This is a genomic window from Aeromonas sp. 9A (assembly GCF_963900955.1).
In the GTDB taxonomy this organism is placed as follows: Bacteria; Pseudomonadota; Gammaproteobacteria; order Enterobacterales; family Aeromonadaceae; genus Aeromonas; species Aeromonas salmonicida.
Genome location: NZ_CAWRFG010000001.1, coordinates 2,704,991 through 2,726,085 on the forward strand (window position 1 = coordinate 2,704,991; position 21,095 = coordinate 2,726,085).

The window sequence follows — 21,095 nt, forward strand, 5'->3', positions numbered from 1 at the left end:
ACCTGATGAAAAAAGCGGGGCCAGATACTCTCTGCCCCCCTTTTTCTCTATTCGTGCTCAGCCGTGACTGGCCTGCGCAGTTACCCAGACACCGAGCTCTGCCAACGTAAAGGGCCAGCCAAGTTCGCGACCGGCCTCATCGCGCAGCACCGGAATGCGTACCCGATAAGCGGCGAGCCATTCGGCATCATTGATGATGTCGCACTGGCGGGTCTGGCTGGCCAATCCGGCCTCTTCCACCAGCTGCCATGCCTGTTCGCACAGGTGGCAGCCGTCGGTGTGAAACAGGGTCAGCATCAAGCCTCCGCTGGCACGTCGGCGTGGGTGATGATCCAGCAGTTATGGATATGCTGGTTGCGCTCGAAGTCCTTCGGACGCGTCTTGCTCGTGATGTTCTGCGCCTTGAGGCCCGCGGCCTCGAGCCCGGCCAGATCCATCTTGAAGTGACGCTTGTTGTTGGAGAACACCAGGGTGCCATCGGCCGCCAGCAGACGCTTCAAGTGCTGCATCAGCAGCAGGTGATCGCGCTGCACATCGAAGCTCTCGTCCATCCGCTTGGAGTTGGAGAAGGTGGGCGGATCGATGAAGATAAGATCGTACTGATCATCCGCTTCCGACAGCCACTTCAGGCAATCAGCCTGCACAAACTTGTGCTGACGGCCCACCAGCGAGTTGAGACGCATGTTGTCCTGCGCCCAGTTCAGATAGGTGTGAGACATGTCGACCGTGGTGGTCTCGCTGGCACCGCCCAGACCCGCATGCACTGTGGCACTGCCGGTATAGGCAAACAGGTTCAGGAAGCGCTTGCCCTTGGCCATCTGGCCCAGCATGCGGCGAGTCTGACGGTGGTCAAGGAACAGGCCGGTATCCAGGTAGTCGTAGAGGTTGACCCAAAGACGGGCACCGTACTCCTGCACTTCCATCCGGTGCTGCTCTGCGGCGAGCTTCTGATATTGCTGCTTGCCCTCTTGACGCTCACGCACCTTAAGGATCACCTTCTCGCCGTCCATGCCGGTTACCTTGATGGCTGCCTGCACCATGTCAAGCAGACGCTGGCGGGTCTTCTGGGCGGGGATGTCTTTGGGCGCGGCGTACTCCTGCACCACCAGGTAATCCTGATAGCGGTCGATGGCGGCGTTGTATTCAGGCAAGTCCGCATCGTAGAGGCGGTAGCAGTCGATGCCCTCTTTGCTCGCCCATTTCTCGAGGGTTTTAAGATTCTTGCGCAGACGGTTGGCAAAGTCCTGCGCCACCTCTTTCTGGGAGGCCACGGAGTCCAGCGCAATCTGGTAGTTGCGCAGCTGACATTCAAGCGCCCCGTTGAACAGACGATATTGCTTGTCGGCACGCAGACGCAGACAGCTCAGCAGCTCGGGCGAGGCAGAGAGAATAGAGACGCGCCAGCCCTGGAAGCCACGACGCAAGGCATCGCCGAGTGCCTGATGCACTTCGAGCAGGGCCGGAAACTCGCCGAGACGCTCGCCATAGGGCGGGTTGGAGATAAGCATGCCGACTTGACGGGCTTCCTCCTGACTCGCTTCCCCTTCAACAACGGCCGGCATCGGCAGCGGATTTTCAAGCTGGGTCACATCGGCTTGCTTGAAGGTGATGAGGTGGGCCACACCGGCCGCCTTGGCGTTGTCGCGGGCTTTCATCAGCACACGGGGGTCGGCATCGCAGCCAAACAGCTTCACTTCACAACGCTGCATGCCACGCTTGGCGCGCACCTGGGCTTCCATCATCAGGCTCTGCCAGAGTTCGCTGTCGTGTTGCAGCCAGCGATCGAAACCAAAGCGCTCGCGGCGCAGCGCCGGCGCCATGTCGGCAGCGATAAAGGCCGCTTCGATCAGCAAGGTGCCGGAGCCACACATGGGGTCCATCATGGGCTCACCGGCCCAGCCGCTACGGGCAATCATGGCACAGGCCAGGTTCTCTTTGAGCGGTGCTTCACCTGTGCCCTGACGATAGAAACGTTGGTGCAGCGCCGGGCCTGACAAGTCCAGCGTGATATTGGCCTTGCCTTTGCCCAGATGCGCCATGATGCGAATATCCGGCGCCTTTTTGTCCACATCCGGGCGCACATGACCACGTTTGGTGAAGCGATCAACGATGGCATCCTTGATCTTCAGCGCACCGTACTGGGTATTGCGAATGGCGGGGTTGGTACCGGTAAAGTCCACCGCTATGGTGGAGGTGCCGGAGAAGTGCTCTTCCCAGGGGATGGTGTGGGCGCCCAGATAGAGATCCAGATCGTCGTTCATCTGGAATTCGGACAGCACCAACACGATGCGGGAAGCAAAACGGCTCCACAGACAGGCCTTGTAACCAATGGCCAGTTCGCCTTTGAAGTGAACGCCGGCGACAGTCTCACGGACCTGCTCTGCGCCCAGGGTGGTCAGCTCGTCGGCCAACAGGTTTTCCAGCCCCTTGGGGCAGGTTGCAAAAAATTCTTTCATCACGCTCACGGGGATGCCATAAAAATAGTGCCGCATTATACCTTAAGAGCCGATCCGGAGCAGCAAAAGCTTCGCGCTGGCGCGACAGACAGGTACAGGCAAGCCTGCTCCCCACTCCCCATTTATCTGACATACGCAAGAAGGCTTGGCCAATTGACATATAGGGACCTGATGGAGATGTGATGCTCATGTGGGTCAGCTATAGACGAGCGGTAATCAGATGGTCCCGGATATTCATTGCCTCGTCAGAGCAAGACGCTAGGTAATGGCGTCTATATCCGGGTATGAATGGCCTACCGTTCTTCACAGGGATTGCCATATCTGACAGGCGTCAAACAAAACTCATTGCGTTATTATCTTTCCGACAGAGCAAGTCCTTTCTGTAACCCCGTGTTTTGCCCTCCCGTTATCGTCCGTAAACCGGGAGGGCTATTTTTGGGGCGCTGGCTAGCGATAGCCTATTTATGCCGGACTGTCATATCTATCAGGTTTCAGAAGAAACAATTCCCTCTAACATGACCCGGCTGTTGAAACAAACCATCCATTCCTTCTGTCGTGTGTGTTTTACGCCCTCTTATCATGTTTGGTAGGAGGGCTTTTTTGTGGGCATAACATGAGAGGCAAAAAGTACTATGGCGCGACAGAAAAGGGCTATTCACCAAATAGGAGGGGCATTGAGTAGGAGGGGCATTGAGGAGCAACAACAAAGGGGCAAAAAATATCGGACGAGCAAAAAAAGACTAAATATTGAGCACATTTGCTTGGATGGGTATCAGCTCACCTGACGATATTGTGTCTGGGTTGCAACTCTGGCGGTCATGCGGTTGTTCATCACCTTGATCACACCAAAGCGCGGCAGGATCTTGCTGGTAGTCAGTATCAGATCCTCGGTCAGATTGAGGCACACGCTGGCCTGTTCACCTGCTTCGATCACCATGAACTCCCCCTTGCCATGAGGTGTATTCATGCACACCAAGGATCCAGTTTCAGGAATAATAAAAGGGTGGACCTCACCAAAGAACCAGCTTTGTGGCATCAGTGGTTTATAAAAGCGACTGACAGCGATGGCATTGAGTACCAGCTGGACCTGATGTGGCGTACTCCAGTCGAGTTCGACAGCCTTGTCCATCAATTGATAATAGAGGGCGGCATCATCCACACAAAAAGGCTGGGTGGTGAAGGAGCTGGGCACCAATTGTCGCCCTTTATATTCAGTAGCGAATATCATGCGATCGGATAAATCCAGCATCAGACGATCATCATGAGCATCATAATGCCACTGCCAATTGTCATTGGGTTGGATACACATGGGGGTGCCCTTACTGAAAGTCGTTACTCGACTTTATTCCATGTCGAGAATTTCAGCAACTTTAAATAAAGGGCACCCGTTTATTTCTTAAATATGAGTCACAATTTCTTTGACCAGACTCGGGCCCTTATAAATAAAGCCGCTATAAATCTGGACCAGACTGGCACCCGCAGCGAGCTTCTCCCGCGCAGCCATGGCGCTGTCGATACCCCCTACCCCTATGATGGGCAGTGCACCGTCCAGTGCCTTGGCCAGCTGGCGAATAACCTCTGTGCTCTTGTGCTGCAACGGACGCCCACTGAGGCCACCGGCTTCACCGGCATGGGGCATGTCATAGATCATCTCCCGATCCAGGGTGGTATTGGTAGCAATAACGCCATCGATCCCGTTTTTGATCAAGGATGCCGCGACCTGATTAATTTCATCCAGACTCAAGTCCGGTGCAATTTTAACGGCGAGCGGCACGTACTTTTTATATTGGGCGGCCAGCTCTTGCTGACGCACTTTGAGGGCTGCAAGCAACTCATCGAGGGCATCACCGTATTGGAGCGAACGCAGGCCCGGAGTGTTGGGGGAAGAGATATTGACAGCAATATAGCCGGCATGATCATAGACCTTGTCCATGCAGATCAGATAATCGTCCTTGCCCTGCTCTATGGGAGTGTCCTTGTTCTTGCCGATATTGATGCCGATGACACCCTGGTATTTGGCTTTCTTGACCTGCGCCACCAGATGATCGACACCCTTGTTGTTGAATCCCATGCGGTTGATGATCCCCTCTGCCGGAATAACCCGGAACAGACGGGGCTTGTCATTACCACTCTGGGGTTTGGGAGTGACGGTACCGACTTCTATAAAGCCAAACCCCATGGCCCCAAATGCATCGATGCACTCCCCGTCTTTATCCAGCCCGGCTGCCAATCCGACCGGATTGGCAAAATAAAGCCCCATGACAGTGACGGGGCGTTTGGGCAATGAATGGCGGAAGAAACAATCAAGTGGCGTACCGAGAAGGCGGGGCAAATATTTGATGGAGAGATCGTGGGCCTGTTCGGGATTGAACTTGAACAAGAAATGCCTGGCGAGGGGGTACAACATTTTTGCTCCTTAAAAAAGCCCCGGCAACTGGCCGGGGCTTTCGGGGTTATGCCGAGGTTCGGCAATTCAACTGGAGCAGGTTCAACTCTCGCAAGGCCACCGAGAACTTGGCGAACTCGTGGGTACTCGTGGTCTTGAAGTCGGCCAACATATGGGTCCAACGGGACAAGAGTTGCTCATGCTCCGAAATCCAGTCGGCCAGTATGGTAGCGCATTCTCCCTGCTCTTTGCACCCTTCCAGTACCACAGATGTGAGACTGCGTTGCTGCCAGTCCAGATCTTCACGGAACGATGCCCGTGCCATTGCCTGCCAGTGGTTACCCACCGGCTGATGGTTGACCTGCTCAAGGAACCAGTGCAGATCGAGCTTGGCACCGAGACGATAGTAGACATTGGCGGCACGCAGTATGTCGGTCTTGTGCTCAGCGGCAATCTGCGCCAGATCCAGGCTGGAGAAGAGACTGCTCATATGGGCCACCTGACGGGCGATGGACTCGGGCACTTGTCTGGCCACCAGGGCTGCTACGGCCTGGCTGTGCTCTACCACTTCACTCTCGTCCATCACCTCGTAGAGGTGCGAGCCCAATGTCTCGAACGCCGGACGGAAGAAGGCGATGTTCTCAGCGATGCTCCAGCTGCGATTGCGGGCACGCAGGAACCAGCGAGTAGCACGACGCACAATGCGGCGGCTGTAGAACATCAGCTCGAGCTGGGTCTGGGCATCCACCAGGTTGTCACACGCTTCGATGTCACGCCACAGGGCCCCCAGGCCAAATACCTTACGGGCCATGGCGAAGCAGCAAGCCACTTCCGCCACAGAGGCACCGGTCTCGTCCTTCATCCGGCTGGCGAAGTTGAGCCCCATGTCGTTGACCAGCATGTTGGCCACCCGGGTCGCAATGATTTCGCCACGCAGCGGGTGCTGGGCAAGCGCTGCACCAAACTGCTGCTGCAACTTGGCCGGGAAGCTGGTGACCAGCATGTTGGCCAGGAAAGGCTCCTCGGTGATCTCAGGACAGTTGAGCTGCTCCTTGAGCACCATCTTGCCATAAGCCACCAGCACCGCCAGCTCGGGACGGGTCAAGCCCTGCCCTGCCGCCATCCGCTCGGACAACTCCTCATCGGAGGGCAGGAACTCCAGCCCCCGATCCAGCTTGCCTTCGCGCTCCAGCCCCTGGATGAAACGTTGCTGCTCTTTCAGTTGCTCGGTGCCACGGAAACTGGTGACCGAGATGGACTGGGACTGGCGGTAGGCGTTGGTAATGACAATTTGTGCCACATCGTCGGTCATCTCATACAGCATCTGGTTGCGCTGCTTGAGGGTCATATCACCGGCAGCCACCAGCTGGTTAAGCAGGATCTTGATGTTGACCTCGTTGTCGGAGCAATCCACCCCGCCCACGTTGTCGGTGAAGTCGGTGTTGATGCGCCCACCCTGGCTGGCGTATTCCACCCGACCGAGCTGGGTAAAGCCCAGGTTGCCACCCTCACCGACGATGCGTGCACGCAGGTCGCGACCATTGACCCGCAGCACATCATTGCTGCGATCCCCCACTTCAGCGTCGCTCTCGCGGGCGCTCTTCACATAGGTGCCGATACCGCCGTTCCAGAGCAGGTCCACATTCAGGCAGAGCAGCGCCTTGATCAGCTCGTTCGGGGCCATGCTGGCCTTGTCGGTACCAAGCAGTGTCTGGATCTGCGGGCTCAGCTTGATGGACTTGGCCGAGCGCAGGAAGATGCCCCCCCCTGCCGAGATGAGGTCACGGTTGTAGTCATCCCAGCTGGAGCCAGGCAGTTCGAACAGGCGCTTGCGTTCGACGAAGCTCTTGGCGGCATCGGGGGTCGGGTCGATGAAGATGTGCATGTGGTTGAACGCACCCACCAGCTGGGTGTGCTCGGAGAGCAGCATGCCGTTGCCGAACACGTCGCCGGCCATGTCACCCACCCCTACGCAGGTGAAGTCGGTGGTCTGGCAATTGATGCCGATTTCACGGAAGTGACGCTTGACCGATTCCCAGGCACCACGGGCCGTGATCCCCATCTTCTTGTGGTCATAACCGACCGAGCCGCCGGAGGCGAAGGCATCGCCCAGCCAGTGGCCATACTCCTGGCTTATCTCGTTGGCGATGTCAGAGAAGGTGGCCGTCCCCTTGTCAGCCGCCACCACCAGGTAGTAGTCATCCTCGTCGTGACGCACCACGGATTTGGGCGGGATCACCTCGCCCTGAATAATGTTGTCGGTCACATCGAGCAGACCGCGGATGAAGAGGCGATAGCAGGCCTTGCCCTCTTCCTGGATAAGGGCACGGGCGGCCCCCACCGGCATCTGCTTGCAGTAGAAGCCGCCCTTGGCGCCCACCGGCACTATGACGGTGTTCTTCACCTGCTGCGCCTTGACCAGACCCAGCACCTCGGTGCGGAAATCTTCCTTGCGATCGGACCAGCGCAGGCCACCACGGGCCACCTTGCCCCAGCGCAGATGCACCCCTTCCACCCGCGGCGAGTAGACGAAGATTTCGAATTTGGGCAGCGGCAACGGCATGTCGGTAATGCTGGCCGGTGCAAGCTTGAAGGAGATGTAGGGCTTGATCTGCCCAGCCTTGTCCAGCTGGTAGTAGTTGGTACGCAGGGTGGCGTCGATCATCTCCACAAAGCGGCGGATGATGCGATCGTCGTCCAGGTTCGCGACCTGATCCAGTTTGGCTGCCAGTTGATCATGGAGCTTGGCCTGTACCTTGGCATCTTGCTTGCTGGCAGGATCGAGGCGCTGCTCGAACAGGGTAAACAGCAGTTGGGCGATGTCAGGATAACGGGTGAGGGTCTCTTCGATATAGGACTGGCTGAAGGAGACACCGGTCTGGCGCATGTATTTTGCATAGGCACGCAGCACAGAAACCTGACGACCCGTGAGGCCGGCCCCCAGTACCAGACGGTTGAAGCCGTCATCTTCCAGCCCCTTGTTCCAGACGGCGGCGAAGGCTTCCTGGAAGCGCTGCTGGCTCTGCTCCAGATCAAAGGGCTGTTCACCGCGCAGCAGCATGGAGAAGTCGAGGATCCAGAATATATCCCCTGAAGGGGTACGCACCTGATACGGGGTCTCACCGATCACCCGCAGCCCCATGTTTTCCAGCATGGGCAGCACATCGGAGAGGTGAATGGGCTCGGTGCGATGGAACAGCTTGAGGCGAACCCGGCGATCGTTCTCTTCTTCCTGAGCGCGGTAAAACAGCATGCCCAGCGGTTCGGCTTCGCTCAGATTGTCCAGCGCCATGATGTCGGCCACGGCGGAGCCCGGCAGCACATCTTCCTTGTAGGCACGGGGGAAGGCGCTGCTGAAACGGCCACGCAAGGCATTGCCACGGGCCTCGCCATAATGGGAGAGCAGCACGGAGTCGAGTCGGTCGTCCCAGCTGCGGGCCGCTTCAATCAGGTTGTTCTGTACTTCGTTCACGTCCACATCCACGTTGTTATTGTTGACCCGCACTATGTATTGGGTCCGCGCCAGCACACCTTCGGAGAAGTAGACGTTGAACTCCACCTCTTCGCTGCTGCCGAAATATTTCTGCAAAATCTGCTGGGTCTTGACTCGCAGCGCCGTGTTGTAGCGCTCCTTGGTGACATAGACCATGCAGGAGAAGAAACGACCGTAGACGTCGCGGCGCACAAACAAGCGCAACATGTCCCGCTCCTGCATCTCCAGCACACCGAGACCGGTGGCCAGCAGCTCCTCTTCACGAGCCTGGATCAACTCGTCGCGGGGGTAGGTTTCCAGCACGTTGAGCAGCGCCTTGTAGGCGTGTGAACCCTTCTCGTGACCGGAGGAGGCCATGATGCGTTCCAGCCGGTGGCTGATAAGCGGGATCTGGGTAGCACTGGTGTTGTAGATGGAAGAAGCGTAGAGACCGATGAAACGATCTTCCCCTACTACCTTGCCGTGCTCGTCAAAGCGCTTGATGCCGATGTAATCCACATAGGCAGGGCGGTGGACGCGGGACTTGCTGTTTGATTTGGTGAGAATAAGTAGATCGGAGCTCAACGCAGCATGGCGGGCGCTGGCCGGCATATTGCCAAGGCGCTGCCCCTCATCCTTGATGGAGTTCTTCATCAGGCCCAGGCTGGATTCCGGCAGCGGCAGAATCTCGTGATCGCCCTCCACCGCCTTGACGTCATAGCGGCGATATCCCATCAGGGTGAAGTTGTGGGCAGCGACCCACTTGAGGAAAGCTACACAGGAGTTGACCTCCTCCTTGCTGACCGGGTTCTTGCGCTTGGGCAGCTCGTCGATGATCTCGTTCAGGCGACCCAGCATGGGTTGCCAGTCCCCCACCGCCAGTGCCACTTCCCCGGCAACCGAGTTGAGCTCGGCAGCCAGCGCATCCATCTGCTCATCACCGGTCAGGTGATCGATCTCGATGAGGAAGGCGGTTTCGACCGAGGTTTGTCCGGCCGTATTGTCGAGATCCAGAATGGCGCGGATCTTGCCTTCGTTGCCACGAATAAGGTGCAGCGGCTGGTGCAGCATCATGTGCGCCGTGATGTTCAAACGCTTGAGTGCCATCCGGATGGAGTCCACCAGGAAGGGAGAATCCTGCAGTATGATCTCGACTATGGTGTGGGGAGATTGCCAACCGTGGCGGGTCAGCTCGGGGTTGTAGACCCGGATGTAGGGTTGTGTGCTGGTACGCTGGTTGAGCGCATTCCACAGGCTGAGCGCGGCGCCGTAGAGATCGCTGTCATTGCGATCGTGCAGATCGGTGCTGGCCATGTTGCCATAGAACTTGGCAACGAAGCATTCGACCAGGGAGGCACTCTTCTTGGGCAACTTCTGATGGATCAGGCTGAGAACGTTTTCGAGCAGAACTGAGGTAGGGGCGTCTTTCAATGCCATTGCTATATTCCTTATCGGACGACATGAACCACCGACGGAAAGACATCCACCCTGGATGCCCACCGGTACAGAGTTGCTGCGAAGTGTAATGTCTTGGATCAAGGAAGGCGAGCAAAGGTGATAACGACTTGTTAAAAACAAGGGGCAGATCACGGCTTGAGCTGTGAAATATTTTGCCAATTTGGCAAAAAACAGAAAATCCCACTGGGTGATTACGGATTTACCGGATAGATAGTGACTGAAAGCAGATAATTACTCGGGATCCTGTTCGAATTTTGTTAACTTATGCGTTCCAGGCTGATAAAGCGATAATCATCCTGTGTTTTCAGCCGAAAATAGCCGTATACCCCACTGATAGTGACAAATGGCCGGATTTTTTCCAAGGCCAGCTCTATGGTGAGCCCCTGTTCGGTACGTACCACCAGCCGCCTGGCGTGCCCCTGATACATCAACAGTATGTCATCGCTACTGAGTGACAGCCGAAAGGTAAACTGCTTCAACACTGACTCCTTCTCGATAGCGCCCGACCATGATGCGGTCACTGCGGCGCCTTGCTCGATGGTGTTTTCAACAAAAAGGGCAGGAGAGCCAGGCTCCCCTGCCCCGTCAACACTTACTGCTGTAGCGCCTTGCTCACCTTCTCGAACAGATCCCGTGCCAGTCCGTCCAGGCTGAACAGCCGGAGCAGCTCTGCGCGGATCAGGGCCTTGCGCCCTTCATCCAGTCGCTTGAACTGAATGAGCGGTGTGATGAGGCGAGAAGCAACCTGGGGATTGACCTCGTTGAGCTCGATGAGGATATCGGTCAGGAAACGGTAACCACTGCCATCGATGGCATGGAACTGCACCTGATTGCTCATGGCAAAACTGCCGATCAGTGCTCGCAGCCGGTTCGGGTTGCGAATGCTGAAGGTGGGATGAGCCATCGCCTGACGAACCTCACTGAGGACATCGGTCGCCGGTTTGCTGCCCACCAGTCGCAGCCAGTTGTCCAGTACCAGCCCATCCCTGGCCCATTTTCCTTCAAAATCGGCCAGCAGTTCGGAACGGCACGGCAGCAGATAGCCGTTGGCCACCTGCAGCGCCGCCAGGGTATCGGTCATGTTGTCGGCATTGGCGTATTGCTGGCGCACCAGCGCATCAGCGTGCGCGGCATCCAGGGCCGCCAGATAACCGAGCACAACCCCTTTGAGCGCACGCTTTGCCATATCGGCATGCACCACCTGATAGCCTTGCAGTTGCAGGCTCGCATAGGTGGTTGCCAATCGAGCGCCGAACGCGGCGGCAAGACGAGCATGAATAGCATCCCGCACCTGATGGATGGCATCGATATCGGCTACCTCGAACAGCTCGGCCAGGGTAGCTTCCCCCGGCAGGGCAAGGATCTCGGCCTTGAGTGCCGGATCCAGCGAGGCGTCATCCAGGATGGCGACAAAGGCTGCCAGCAGGGTCTCGGAGACGTCGACTCCCTGTCCGTGCTGCACCTGCACAACCCCTGCCATCACCGCCTTGTTGATCAACATCTGGGCCGCATCCCAACGGGCAAATTCGTTGCGGGCATGGCACATCAGGAAGGCCAGTGCCTCGTCGCTGTAGTCATAATGCAGCTTGACCGGCGCGCTGAAGTCCCGCAGCAAAGAGGGAACCGGCTTGACTGGCACCTTATCGAAGATAAAGGTCTGCTCTGCTTCGAGCACGTCAAGCACCTGGCCTATTTCCTTGCCCTGATATTGCAGCGGGATGACGGCGCCATTTTGGTCATACAGCTCGATGTCGAGGGGGATGTGCAGCGGCAGTTTCTGCGGCTGATCCTGAGTCGGCGGCGTGTGCTGGCTCACATGCAGGCGATAGACGCCGCTGGCAGCATCGTACTCATCCGTCACTGTCAGCTCAGGGGTACCGGACTGGCTATACCAGCGGCGGAACCGACCGAGATCTCGGCCTCCGGCATCTTCCATCGCCTGCACGAAATCATCACAGGTCACCGCCTGACCGTCAAAGCGCTCGAAATAGAGGCGCATACCCGCCTGGAAATTGTCTTCTCCCAACAGGGTATGCAGCATGCGGATCACTTCCGACCCTTTCTCGTAGACGGTCAGGGTGTAGAAGTTGTTCATCTCGATCACCACATCCGGGCGGATGGGGTGGGCCATGGGGCCGGCATCTTCGGCAAACTGCGGACCGCGCACGGTACGCACATTGTTGATGCGGTTGACACCACGGGATCCCAGATCGGAAGAGAACTCCTGATCCCGAAACACCGTCAGCCCCTCTTTGAGGCTGAGCTGGAACCAGTCGCGGCAAGTGACCCGGTTGCCGGTCCAGTTATGGAAGTATTCGTGACCTATGACCCGCTCGATACCGTGGTAATCGCTGTCGGTGGCGGTGGCCGGGTTGGCCAGCACGAACTTGGAGTTGAAGACGTTCAGCCCCTTGTTCTCCATGGCGCCCATGTTGAAGAAGTCCACCGCGACGATCATATAGATGTCGAGGTCGTACTCGAGGCCAAAGCGCTGCTCGTCCCAGCGCATGGAGTTAATCAAGCTCTCCATGGCGAAACCGGCTCTGTCCAGGTTGCCCTTGTCAACGAAGATCTCGAGGGCCACCTTGCGGCCGCTCTTGGTTGTGTAGTGGCTGCGCTCTACATCAAAGTCACCGGCCACCAGGGCAAACAGGTAACTGGGTTTTGGGAAGGGATCCTGCCACTGCACGAAGTGGCGACCGCCATCCAGCTCACCGCTGTCGACCTTGTTGCCGTTGGAAAGCAGGAAGGGATACTTGGCCTTGTCGGCAGTGATCCTTGTGCTGTAACGGGCCAGTATGTCGGGGCGGTCCAGATAATAGGTGATGCGGCGAAAACCTTCGGCCTCGCACTGGGTGCAGTAGGCATCACCTGACTTGTAGAGTCCTTCCAGCGCCGTGTTGGCGACAGGATCCAGCAGGGTGACTATGGTCAGCACACATTCAGCCGGCAGGTTGAACAGGGTCAGGGTATTCTCCCCCTGTTCGTGCTCTTGATAAGGCACGCCATCCACGCTGACACTGTGCAGGGAGAGCCCCTCACCATCCAGTACCAGCGGCTCATTATGTTCACCGTTACGGCGCAGACGGGAGATGGCGGTGACCTGGGTCAGCGGCTCCTGCAGTTGAAAATCCAGATCGATGCTGTCGATCCAGTAGAGCGGAGCCTGATAATCCTGGCGATATTTGGCCGTCATGGCCTGGGAGTGATCGGTCATTATTGTTTGCTTCCACGCTTGTAATTGACGTGTCAGAGGCTGTCACAACCGGTTGGCAGGGTCAAATAGTTTGCATTCAGGCAAAAGAAAGGGCGACCTGAGTCGCCCTTGTGTACCTGTTATTGCCAAGCCAACGTCAGCCTTGTTTGCTGAGTTTGGCCAGATCCGCCGTGATATTGGCCGCTTCGATCAGATACTCGTCGGGGGCTTCAAAATCCGCCGGCAATTCGTCGAGACTCTTCACCGCAGGTTTGCCAAGGCGTGCCAGACGTTCGTTGGTGCGCAACAGCGCCTTCTCGTCCTGCTTGGCCTGCTCTGCCAGACGTTCCGCCTCATTGAGGGAGACAGACTTTTTGTCCTGCTCCACCTTGTAGTCGGCGATGTCCTGCATCACATAGGCAAATTCGGGATCCTTGGCGATCCGTGCCTCGTGGGCCGTTTTCAGCTTGGGCAAGAGGCTGGCGAAGTTACCGAGTTTTTCGTAACTGGCCGAGGCAATCTTGTCCCAGGGCAAGGCGTTGAACTCGCGACTTTCACCCGTCTCATCCGGTGCTACCGCAGTGGGGAAACCGATGTCGGGAGCGACGCCCTTGTTCTGGGTGCTGCCACCGTTGATCCGGTAGAACTTGGCAATGGTGTATTGCACGTGACCCAGGGGCTGCTCGTAGAAGTCATAGACCTTGGCGAGGCTGCGATGCTGCTGCACTGTGCCTTTGCCAAACGAGTTTTCGCCGAGGATCAGGGCGCGGCCATAATCTTGCATGGCTGCGGCAAAGATCTCGGATGCAGACGCGCTGTACCTGTCGATCATCACCGACATGGGGCCACCGTAATAGATGTTGCCATCGTCATCGCCATTGACCGTGATACGGCCCATGTGATCACGAATTTGCACCACGGGCCCGCCAGCAAAGAAGAGACCGCTCAGGGCAGAGGCTTCGGTCAACGCACCGCCGCCGTTGCCGCGCAGATCGACGATCAGGCCTTCGATCTTCTGCTTGTTGAGGCTGGAGATCTCCTTGATCACATCATCGTGCAGGTTGACGTAGAAACTCGGGATTTCGAGCACCCCAATTTTCTTGCCTTCCGCTGTGATCACTTTGGACTTGGCGGCCCTGTCTTCCAGGCGCACCTTGTCGCGGGTCAGCTCGATCTGCTCGGTCTTGACGCCGGCGCCCTTGCCGCGCTGGATCTCCAGCTTGACCTTGCTGCCTTTGGGTCCCTTGATGAGCTCGACCACGTCATCAAGACGCCAGCCAATCACATCGACAATCTTGCCGTCGTCCTGCCCTACCCCGGTGATCTTGTCATCGGGTTTGAGGTGGTTGGACTTGGCAGCCGGGCCACCCGGCACCAGGGAGCGAATGACGGTAAAGTCATCCTCTGCCTGCAACACGGCTCCGATGCCTTCCAGCGAGAGGTTCATCTCGGTGTTGAAGCGATCGGCGCTGCGCGGGGAGAGATAACTGGTGTGCGGTTCGATGGCACGGGCGAAGGAGTTCATGAAGAGCTGGAACACATCCTCGCTCTCGGTCTGGGACATCCGCTTGATGGCGTTGTTGTAACGCTTGCCAAGCAGCTCCTTGATCTCGGGCCACTCCTTGCCGCTGAGCTTGAGGCTCAGGGCATCGAACTTGACCCGCTGGCGCCACAACTCGTTGAGTTCGCCTTCATCTTTGGGCCAAGCCGCCCCTTCCCGATCAAAGAGGTAATTGTCGGGCTGGGTAAAATCGAAAGGGGTATCGAGCAGTTTGAGGGCGTATTCGAACCGCTCATAACGCCGCTGCTGACTCAGATTGAACATCTCGTAAGCAGGCGCCAGCCGTCCTCTTTCGAGATCGGTGTCAAAGCCGTTACGGTACTTTTCAAAGCGGCTGATATCAGAGGCCAAAAACAGGTTTCGGCTGTAGTCCAGATTCTCCAGATACTTGTCGTAAATCACGGAGGAAAAGGCATCGTCCAGCTTGAACTGCTTGTAATGCGAGCGGGTAAACAGATTGGCAATTCGCTTGCTAGCCGTAGCATGTTGGCTCTCTTGAGCCAACACAGGCAAATCACTTTCCTTGAGCACCGGCTCGATGGCCTGTGCAAGCCCGGCAAGCGCCAGGCTACAGGCAACGAGGGAAAAACGAATTACGCCATGCTTCAACATTTGTCTCCTTAGAGAACCAGATGCTCAAATTTGACCCGCAGCATCATGCCGGTCTGCAGTTGGACCTGAACGTCATCCTTGGTCACTTCCTTGATGGTCGCCGGCACCGGAGACTTGCCCAGCACGACCCTGACACCCTGATCCACTTTCAGATTGGCGGCATCGACCTTCACCAGAGGCGCATCGGCAACGACTGCCTTGGGTGCGGCCTTGGGCTTGTCAGATTTGGCGGCAGCATCAGCCTTGCGCGGGGCAGGACGACGGGGCTGCTTGGCCTTCTCTTCTTTATTGTTGGTGCGACGGCTGGCAAAGACACGCTCTTTGCTCTCTTTCAGCGCTTGCTTGGCGTGTTCGATGTGCTCTTCGGTGAGCAGCTCGCCCGGGTTGCCGTCCAGATCGACACGGGCCTGGCCGGCTTTGAGGCCATGCAGGTAACGCCAGCTGGAGGTGTATTGACGCAGTGCAGAGCGCAGCATGGTCTTGGAGACTCTGGCATCGTCAGCGAGACGCTCGGCCAAATCCTGGAAGATGCCAATCTTGAGCGGCTTGGCCTCTCCTTCAGCGATGAAGCAGGCCGGGAACTTCTCGACCAGGTAGGCAACGATCTCTTTACTGTTCTTCAGCTTTTCAGTGTTTTCCATGTATAACCTTGGCTTTCATATAAACGCGCGGGTACGCCCGAGCACAACACAACAAAGGCCCCATTATAGAGAGCTTGGGGCCTTTTGCGAACCATCTAGCAATGACTTAGAGCATGCTTTCCAATATTTGCACCGTTTCTTCGAGCCCAATCCGGTCTTTCTCATCAAAACGGTTAAAAATTGGACTGTCGATATCGAGCACGCCGATGATCTCGCCACCACGGCGCACCGGGATCACGATTTCGGCATTGCTGGCACCATCGCAAGCGATATGCCCTTCAAATTGATGCACATCGTCAATGAGCTGGGTTTTACCCTCAGCAACCGCAGTGCCGCATACCCCACGCCCGACCGGAATACGCACGCAGGCCGGTTTGCCCTGGAAGGGCCCGAGTACCAGAGTATCCCCCTGCAACAGGTAGAAACCCACCCAGTTGATGTCGGTCAGCTCCAGTGCCAACAAGGCGGAGAGATTGGCCAGATTGGCAATGAGGTCCGGCTCCCCTTCCAGCAGCGCCTGCGCTTGCTGGTTGAGTCCGCGATAAAATGCTTGTTTTTCAATCATGATTAAATGAACTTCACTCCTTGATAATCTGTGCAAGGTAACGCCCTGCCTGAAAATTTCAAATCAATTTTCACTTCAACCCCATCCTCTTCTTATTAAAGAAGAGGATTTAGCGGGCAACCGAGAGCGCCAGCTGCTGGCGCTGGCCATTGCTCCACTCGATATTGAGCAGCCAGACCATCATCGCCGAGGTACAGGATCCCACCATGGTCGTCACCTGCCAGCCAGTGTCTGTGGACTCGAAACTGAGCGGTATAGTCCCCATGAACATGTCCCGCCCCTCCAGCCAGGCTTTTACCGGTTTGATCCCCGGATCCCCGCCCTGAAGCAGTATCATGAAGTCATGTTCGGCCTGTACCGGCAACGACGAGATACTGACGGTCAAGGGTTTGTCACCCAGAACCATGCTGCATGAGGTGTGAGACAGATCGCAGATTTGATCTTTTTCTGATCCCGCCACCTGGGCCTGCCCCCCGCCAAACCAGGTTCGATAGGCAACCAATCCGAGCAAAATAGCCAGGACGATCGCCAAGTGCACAATTTTGCGTGAAGTGAGTCTCTCTTTCATGAAAAAACAACCTTTTAAGATGCCTGAAAAATGACATTTTCGTGATCTCGCGCAAGGTAATTTATTAAGCAGGCGGGACCCGACGGAGCCAAATATATCACTGTTTATACTGTTATTTTACCTGTCGGTTCAGTATCATTCCCATTGAATTTTCATTTAGCTACTTTTTGCTTTTCCTTTCATTAACAGTTGTTAACAAGAGGCAGGGCAGTAGCCAATGATGTCGGTCCATGTCACTGGACACAAAAATCAAACAACAGCAGCATCGGAAGCGGAATACAACGATGAGCCATATAACTAACCATCCTGAGTACAACTACACCGTTGTTCGCCAGTTCACCGTCATGACAATTGTCTGGGGAATTGTCGGCATGTCGGTTGGCGTACTGATCGCAGCCCAGTTGATCTGGCCCGCCCTCAACTTCGAAACACCCTGGCTGACTTACAGCCGCCTGCGCCCTCTGCACACCAATGCGGTTATCTTCGCATTTGGCTGTAGCGCCCTGATGGCGACCTCCTTCTATGTGGTGCAACGCACCTGTCAGGTCAGACTGTTTGGAGGCAAGCTTGCCTCCTTCGTGTTCTGGGGCTGGCAGGCGATTATCCTCTCTGCCGCCATTTCGCTGCCGATGGGATTCACCTCCGCCAAGGAGTACGCAGAGCTGGAATGGCCTATCGACATCGCCATCACAGTGGTCTGGGTTGCCTATGCCGTTGTCTTCTTCGGCACCCTGGTCAAGCGCACCACCTCCCATATCTATGTGGCGAACTGGTTCTTCGGCGCCTTCATCATCACGGTTGCCGTGCTGCACATCGTCAATAACATGGAAGTGCCACTTTCCGGCATGAAGTCCTACTCCATGTATTCCGGTGCCATGGACGCCATGGTGCAGTGGTGGTATGGCCACAACGCGGTAGGCTTCCTGCTGACAGCCGGTTTCCTTGGGATGATGTACTACTTCGTGCCCAAGCAGGCCGGTCGTCCGGTTTACTCCTACCGCCTCTCCATAGTGCACTTCTGGGCGCTGATCTCCCTCTATATCTGGGCCGGTCCTCACCACCTGCACTATACCGCCCTGCCTGACTGGGCTCAGTCGCTGGGTATGGTGATGTCCCTGATCCTGTTCGTTCCCTCCTGGGGTGGCATGATCAACGGCATCATGACCCTGTCCGGTGCCTGGCACAAACTGCGTTATGACCCCATTCTGCGCTTCCTGATCGTGTCCCTGTCGTTCTACGGCATGTCCACCTTCGAAGGCCCCATGATGGCGATCAAGACAGTCAATGCCCTCTCCCACTACACCGACTGGACAGTGGGCCACGTCCACTCAGGTGCCCTGGGCTGGGTTGCCATGGTATCTATCGGTGCCATATATCACCTGATCCCGAACCTGTTCGATCAGGGCCGCATGTACAGCATTCGCCTGATCAACGTTCACTTCTGGCTGGCGACCGTGGGGACAGTACTCTACATCGTTGCCATGTGGATTTCCGGTGTGATGCAGGGTCTGATGTGGCGTGCAGTCAACGATGACGGCACCCTGACCTACAGCTTCGTGGAAGCGTTGCAGGCCTCTTATCCCTTCTACTTCGTGCGCTTCCTGGGTGGCTGCTTCTTTGTCACCGGTATGTTGCTGATGGCCTACAACGCCTACCGCACCATCTCTGCGCCCAAGGGTTCCCTGGAACCTGTCGCCCAGCCCGCATGATTGAAGAGGTCAAAGCATGAGCAACAATAACCGTCACGAGATATTTGAAAAAAGCGTACCCATGCTGGTGGTCGGCATCATCTTTGCCATCAGCCTGGGGGGCCTGGTTGAAATCACCCCGCTGTTCTTCCAAAAGCAGACCACTGAGCCGGTGGAGGGTCTCAAACCTTACACTGCCCTGCAGATGGAAGGACGCGACATCTTCATTCGCGAAGGCTGTACCAACTGCCACAGCCAGATGATCCGTCCGTTCCGGGCCGAAACCGAGCGTTACGGTCACTACTCGGTCGCTGGTGAAAGTGTGTGGGAGCACCCCTTCCTGTGGGGCTCCAAGCGTACGGGTCCGGACCTGGCCCGTGTGGGCGGTCGTTACTCTGACGACTGGCACCGTGCTCACCTCATCAACCCGCGCGATGTGGTGCCTGAGTCCAACATGCCTGGCTACCCCTGGCTCGATACCACTGTGATGACAGGTGAACTGACCGGCAAAAAGTTGGCCCTGTTCCGTGATCACTTTGGCGTGCCCTACACAGAGGCCGACGTGCAAGGTGCAGGCGACGCCGTGAAGGGCAAGACAGAGCTCGATGCGCTGGTAGCCTATCTGCAATCACTGGGTCATGCCCTGAAATAAGGAGTCAGGATATGGATTACGGCACATTTCGCGGCCTATATACCCTGCTGTTGATGGCCATCATGATCGGCATCATCGTCTGGGCATACAGCAAACGCCGCAAGGCCTCTTTCGACGAGGCAGCCAACCTGGTTTTTGCCGATGACGAGCAACCCGGTGCTGATAACAAGAACGCAGGAGCGAAACAATAATGAGCACTTTGTTTAGCATTTTTGTGACCGTCATAAGTCTGGGAACCATTCTCGGCTGCTTCTTGCTGCTGGTGTGGTGCCTGCGGGACAAGATGGGTGTAGAGGAAGGAAAGTCCATGGGACACGCCTTCGACGGCATCGAAGAGATCAACAATCCGCTGCCGAAGTGGTGGACCTATATGTTCATCTTCTTCATCGTCACCGGCCTGGTCTACCTGCTGGCCTTCCCGGGTCTGGGCAACTGGAAGGGTCTGCTGGGCTGGCAGAGCTCCAATCAGGATGTTCGCTCCCTGGCAGAGTCCAAGGCGGCGGCAGCCTCTGCCAAGGCTGAAGGGCGTGCGGTGGAATACGACCGTGAGCTGCTCAAGGCTGACGAGATCTACGGCGCCAAGTTCCGCGAGCTGACCTATCAGACAGACGGCAAGACTTACAAAGATATCACCGAGATAGCCAAGGATCCGGAAGCACTGAAAGTCGGACAACGCCTGTTTCTGCAGAACTGCTCCCAGTGCCACGGCTCCGATGCCCGCGGCGGTCGCGGTTTCCCGAACCTGACCGACAGCGAATGGCAATGGGGCGGAGAGCCTGCCCAGATCAAGACCACCATCATGGGCGGTCGTCAGGGTGTGATGGCTGCCTGGGGCGAGATCCTGGGCAAGGACGGCGTCAAGGAAGTGACCTCCTACGTGCTGGGTCTGTCCGGTCGCAAGGTTGACCTGGTGGAAGCCAAGAAAGGGGAAGCCCGCTTTGCCGTCTGCGCCGCTTGTCACGGTCCGGATGCCAAGGGAGGGATCGCCTTCGGTGCCCCGGACTTGACCAACAACATCTGGCTGTACGGCGGTTCCCGTCAGGTGGTCGAGCAGACCATCACCCACGGTCGTCACGGTGTGATGCCAGCCTGGCAGGATATTCTGGGTGAAGACAAGGTGCACCTGCTTGCCTCCTACGTTTACAGCTTGTCCCACACGGACAAGTAAAATCAGCAGTAACATGTGATAAGCACGTGATTACTCAGCAAAAAGCCTCGACTCTTCGAGGCTTTTTGTTATCTTGTGTTGGCTAAATCCCCTCTATTTCGTTAATCACAGGTTTCACGGTAGTAGCACTATGTCCCAACCCTGGTATCGCCAATTTTGGCCCTGGTTTATCATCGCCCTCCCGGCCGCCGCCGTGATTGCCGGCATCAGCACGGCAATCATCGCCAGCAAGGATGGTGTCAATCTGGTCGCAGAAGACTATTACAAACAAGGCAAAGAGATTAATCAGGACTTGAGCAAGTTCGATCGATCCGAAGCGCTCAATATCCGCATAGCGCTGGAAGTGAACGGCAACGAGCTGACTCTCAAGCCCCTCTCGGGAGAGATCCCACCCCGTCAGGCCCTCTACCTCTCCCTGTTCCACCCGACCCTGGCCGGCATGGACAGCGAGCACATGGTGACTGCTGACGCCAGCGGCGTTTATCGTCTGTTGCTCGACCAGCCCTTGAGTGGCAAGTGGCATATACGGGTCGATGCCTTCGACCATGAGTGGCGGTTGCAAGAGACAGTCCAGCTCCCGACCACAGCCCCCGTCGAACTCGATCCCAAAGGGCGTTAAGTCATGACAGGCGGTTTTTACTGTGGCGAGCCGGTTGCCGCCAACAGTCCAGG

Annotated in this window: 16 protein-coding genes; 5 read left to right on the forward strand and 11 right to left on the reverse strand. The window is 56.8% G+C overall.

Going from position 1 to position 21,095, the window contains the following annotated elements:
- Positions 1-57 precede the first annotated feature (57 nt).
- From AACX78_RS12550 to AACX78_RS12600, 11 genes are all read right to left on the reverse strand, one after another.
- The gene (locus AACX78_RS12550) at positions 58-297 is read right to left on the reverse strand and encodes a glutaredoxin family protein (RefSeq protein ID WP_099993245.1); all 240 of its coding nucleotides are present in this window, start codon (positions 295-297) and stop codon (positions 58-60) included.
- Positions 297-2,492 carry a bifunctional 23S rRNA (guanine(2069)-N(7))-methyltransferase RlmK/23S rRNA (guanine(2445)-N(2))-methyltransferase RlmL gene (rlmKL, locus tag AACX78_RS12555; protein WP_165484244.1) on the reverse strand — a complete coding sequence of 732 codons (2,196 nt, stop codon included), beginning with the start codon at positions 2,490-2,492 and terminating at the stop codon, positions 297-299. The genes AACX78_RS12550 and rlmKL overlap by 1 nt, the downstream gene beginning before the upstream one ends.
- A gap of 736 nt (positions 2,493-3,228) precedes the next feature.
- A complete protein-coding gene (locus AACX78_RS12560; RefSeq protein ID WP_021138728.1) occupies positions 3,229-3,765 on the reverse strand; it encodes a cell division protein ZapC in 537 nt (178 codons plus the stop codon).
- 87 nt (positions 3,766-3,852) lie between these two features.
- Entirely contained in the window at positions 3,853-4,863 is a 1,011-nt protein-coding gene (gene pyrD, locus AACX78_RS12565; protein ID WP_005315654.1) for a quinone-dependent dihydroorotate dehydrogenase, read from the reverse strand.
- 46 nt (positions 4,864-4,909) lie between these two features.
- Positions 4,910-9,751 (reverse strand): NAD-glutamate dehydrogenase, encoded by a 4,842-nt coding sequence (locus tag AACX78_RS12570; protein WP_159166395.1) that lies wholly within the window; start codon positions 9,749-9,751, stop codon positions 4,910-4,912.
- Between the two features lie 278 nt (positions 9,752-10,029).
- Complete coding sequence (locus tag AACX78_RS12575; protein ID WP_005315647.1) at positions 10,030-10,251, reverse strand: DUF2835 domain-containing protein; 222 nt, start codon at positions 10,249-10,251, stop codon at positions 10,030-10,032.
- A 113-nt stretch (positions 10,252-10,364) separates the two neighbouring features.
- Positions 10,365-12,989, reverse strand: a complete 2,625-nt coding sequence (gene pepN, locus AACX78_RS12580; protein ID WP_159166396.1) for an aminopeptidase N — start codon at positions 12,987-12,989, stop codon at positions 10,365-10,367.
- 136 nt (positions 12,990-13,125) lie between these two features.
- Complete coding sequence (prc, locus tag AACX78_RS12585) at positions 13,126-15,141, reverse strand: carboxy terminal-processing peptidase (RefSeq protein ID WP_021138725.1); 2,016 nt, start codon at positions 15,139-15,141, stop codon at positions 13,126-13,128.
- 8 nt (positions 15,142-15,149) lie between these two features.
- Positions 15,150-15,782 (reverse strand): RNA chaperone ProQ, encoded by a 633-nt coding sequence (proQ, locus tag AACX78_RS12590; RefSeq protein ID WP_017412180.1) that lies wholly within the window; start codon positions 15,780-15,782, stop codon positions 15,150-15,152.
- A gap of 106 nt (positions 15,783-15,888) precedes the next feature.
- On the reverse strand, positions 15,889-16,347 hold the full coding sequence (locus AACX78_RS12595; RefSeq protein ID WP_005315627.1) for a GAF domain-containing protein: 459 nt from the start codon (positions 16,345-16,347) through the stop codon (positions 15,889-15,891).
- Positions 16,348-16,456: 109 nt separating this feature from the next.
- On the reverse strand, positions 16,457-16,915 hold the full coding sequence (locus AACX78_RS12600; RefSeq protein WP_159166397.1) for a hypothetical protein: 459 nt from the start codon (positions 16,913-16,915) through the stop codon (positions 16,457-16,459).
- Positions 16,916-17,199: 284 nt separating this feature from the next.
- Between AACX78_RS12600 and ccoN the strand changes: the two genes are divergently transcribed.
- The 5 genes from ccoN (at position 17,200) to AACX78_RS12625 (ending at position 21,042) form a co-directional block, all read left to right on the forward strand.
- A complete protein-coding gene (ccoN, locus tag AACX78_RS12605; RefSeq protein ID WP_113720292.1) occupies positions 17,200-18,624 on the forward strand; it encodes a cytochrome-c oxidase, cbb3-type subunit I in 1,425 nt (474 codons plus the stop codon).
- 16 nt (positions 18,625-18,640) lie between these two features.
- The gene (ccoO, locus tag AACX78_RS12610; RefSeq protein WP_005315614.1) at positions 18,641-19,255 is read left to right on the forward strand and encodes a cytochrome-c oxidase, cbb3-type subunit II; all 615 of its coding nucleotides are present in this window, start codon (positions 18,641-18,643) and stop codon (positions 19,253-19,255) included.
- Positions 19,256-19,266: 11 nt separating this feature from the next.
- Positions 19,267-19,446 carry a CcoQ/FixQ family Cbb3-type cytochrome c oxidase assembly chaperone gene (locus tag AACX78_RS12615; RefSeq protein ID WP_005315611.1) on the forward strand — a complete coding sequence of 60 codons (180 nt, stop codon included), beginning with the start codon at positions 19,267-19,269 and terminating at the stop codon, positions 19,444-19,446.
- A complete protein-coding gene (gene ccoP, locus AACX78_RS12620; protein ID WP_159166398.1) occupies positions 19,446-20,423 on the forward strand; it encodes a cytochrome-c oxidase, cbb3-type subunit III in 978 nt (325 codons plus the stop codon). Before AACX78_RS12615 ends, ccoP begins: the two co-directional genes overlap by 1 nt.
- Positions 20,424-20,553: 130 nt before the next feature.
- Positions 20,554-21,042: a FixH family protein gene (locus tag AACX78_RS12625; RefSeq protein ID WP_021138722.1), complete on the forward strand. Its 489-nt coding sequence runs from the start codon at positions 20,554-20,556 to the stop codon at positions 21,040-21,042.
- Positions 21,043-21,095 lie beyond the last annotated feature (53 nt).

Coding starts and splice junctions, on each gene's coding strand:
- pepN (WP_159166396.1), bottom strand. CDS start 12,989: ATGACCGATCACTCCCAGGCCATGACGGCCAAATATCGCCAGGATTAT.
- rlmKL (WP_165484244.1), bottom strand. CDS start 2,492: ATGCGGCACTATTTTTATGGCATCCCCGTGAGCGTGATGAAAGAATTT.
- ccoP (WP_159166398.1), top strand. CDS start 19,446: ATGAGCACTTTGTTTAGCATTTTTGTGACCGTCATAAGTCTGGGAACC.
- pyrD (WP_005315654.1), bottom strand. CDS start 4,863: ATGTTGTACCCCCTCGCCAGGCATTTCTTGTTCAAGTTCAATCCCGAA.
- AACX78_RS12550 (WP_099993245.1), bottom strand. CDS start 297: ATGCTGACCCTGTTTCACACCGACGGCTGCCACCTGTGCGAACAGGCA.
- AACX78_RS12615 (WP_005315611.1), top strand. CDS start 19,267: ATGGATTACGGCACATTTCGCGGCCTATATACCCTGCTGTTGATGGCC.
- AACX78_RS12595 (WP_005315627.1), bottom strand. CDS start 16,347: ATGATTGAAAAACAAGCATTTTATCGCGGACTCAACCAGCAAGCGCAG.
- AACX78_RS12570 (WP_159166395.1), bottom strand. CDS start 9,751: ATGGCATTGAAAGACGCCCCTACCTCAGTTCTGCTCGAAAACGTTCTC.
- proQ (WP_017412180.1), bottom strand. CDS start 15,782: ATGGAAAACACTGAAAAGCTGAAGAACAGTAAAGAGATCGTTGCCTAC.
- prc (WP_021138725.1), bottom strand. CDS start 15,141: ATGTTGAAGCATGGCGTAATTCGTTTTTCCCTCGTTGCCTGTAGCCTG.
- ccoO (WP_005315614.1), top strand. CDS start 18,641: ATGAGCAACAATAACCGTCACGAGATATTTGAAAAAAGCGTACCCATG.
- ccoN (WP_113720292.1), top strand. CDS start 17,200: ATGAGCCATATAACTAACCATCCTGAGTACAACTACACCGTTGTTCGC.
- AACX78_RS12625 (WP_021138722.1), top strand. CDS start 20,554: ATGTCCCAACCCTGGTATCGCCAATTTTGGCCCTGGTTTATCATCGCC.
- AACX78_RS12600 (WP_159166397.1), bottom strand. CDS start 16,915: ATGAAAGAGAGACTCACTTCACGCAAAATTGTGCACTTGGCGATCGTC.
- AACX78_RS12560 (WP_021138728.1), bottom strand. CDS start 3,765: ATGTGTATCCAACCCAATGACAATTGGCAGTGGCATTATGATGCTCAT.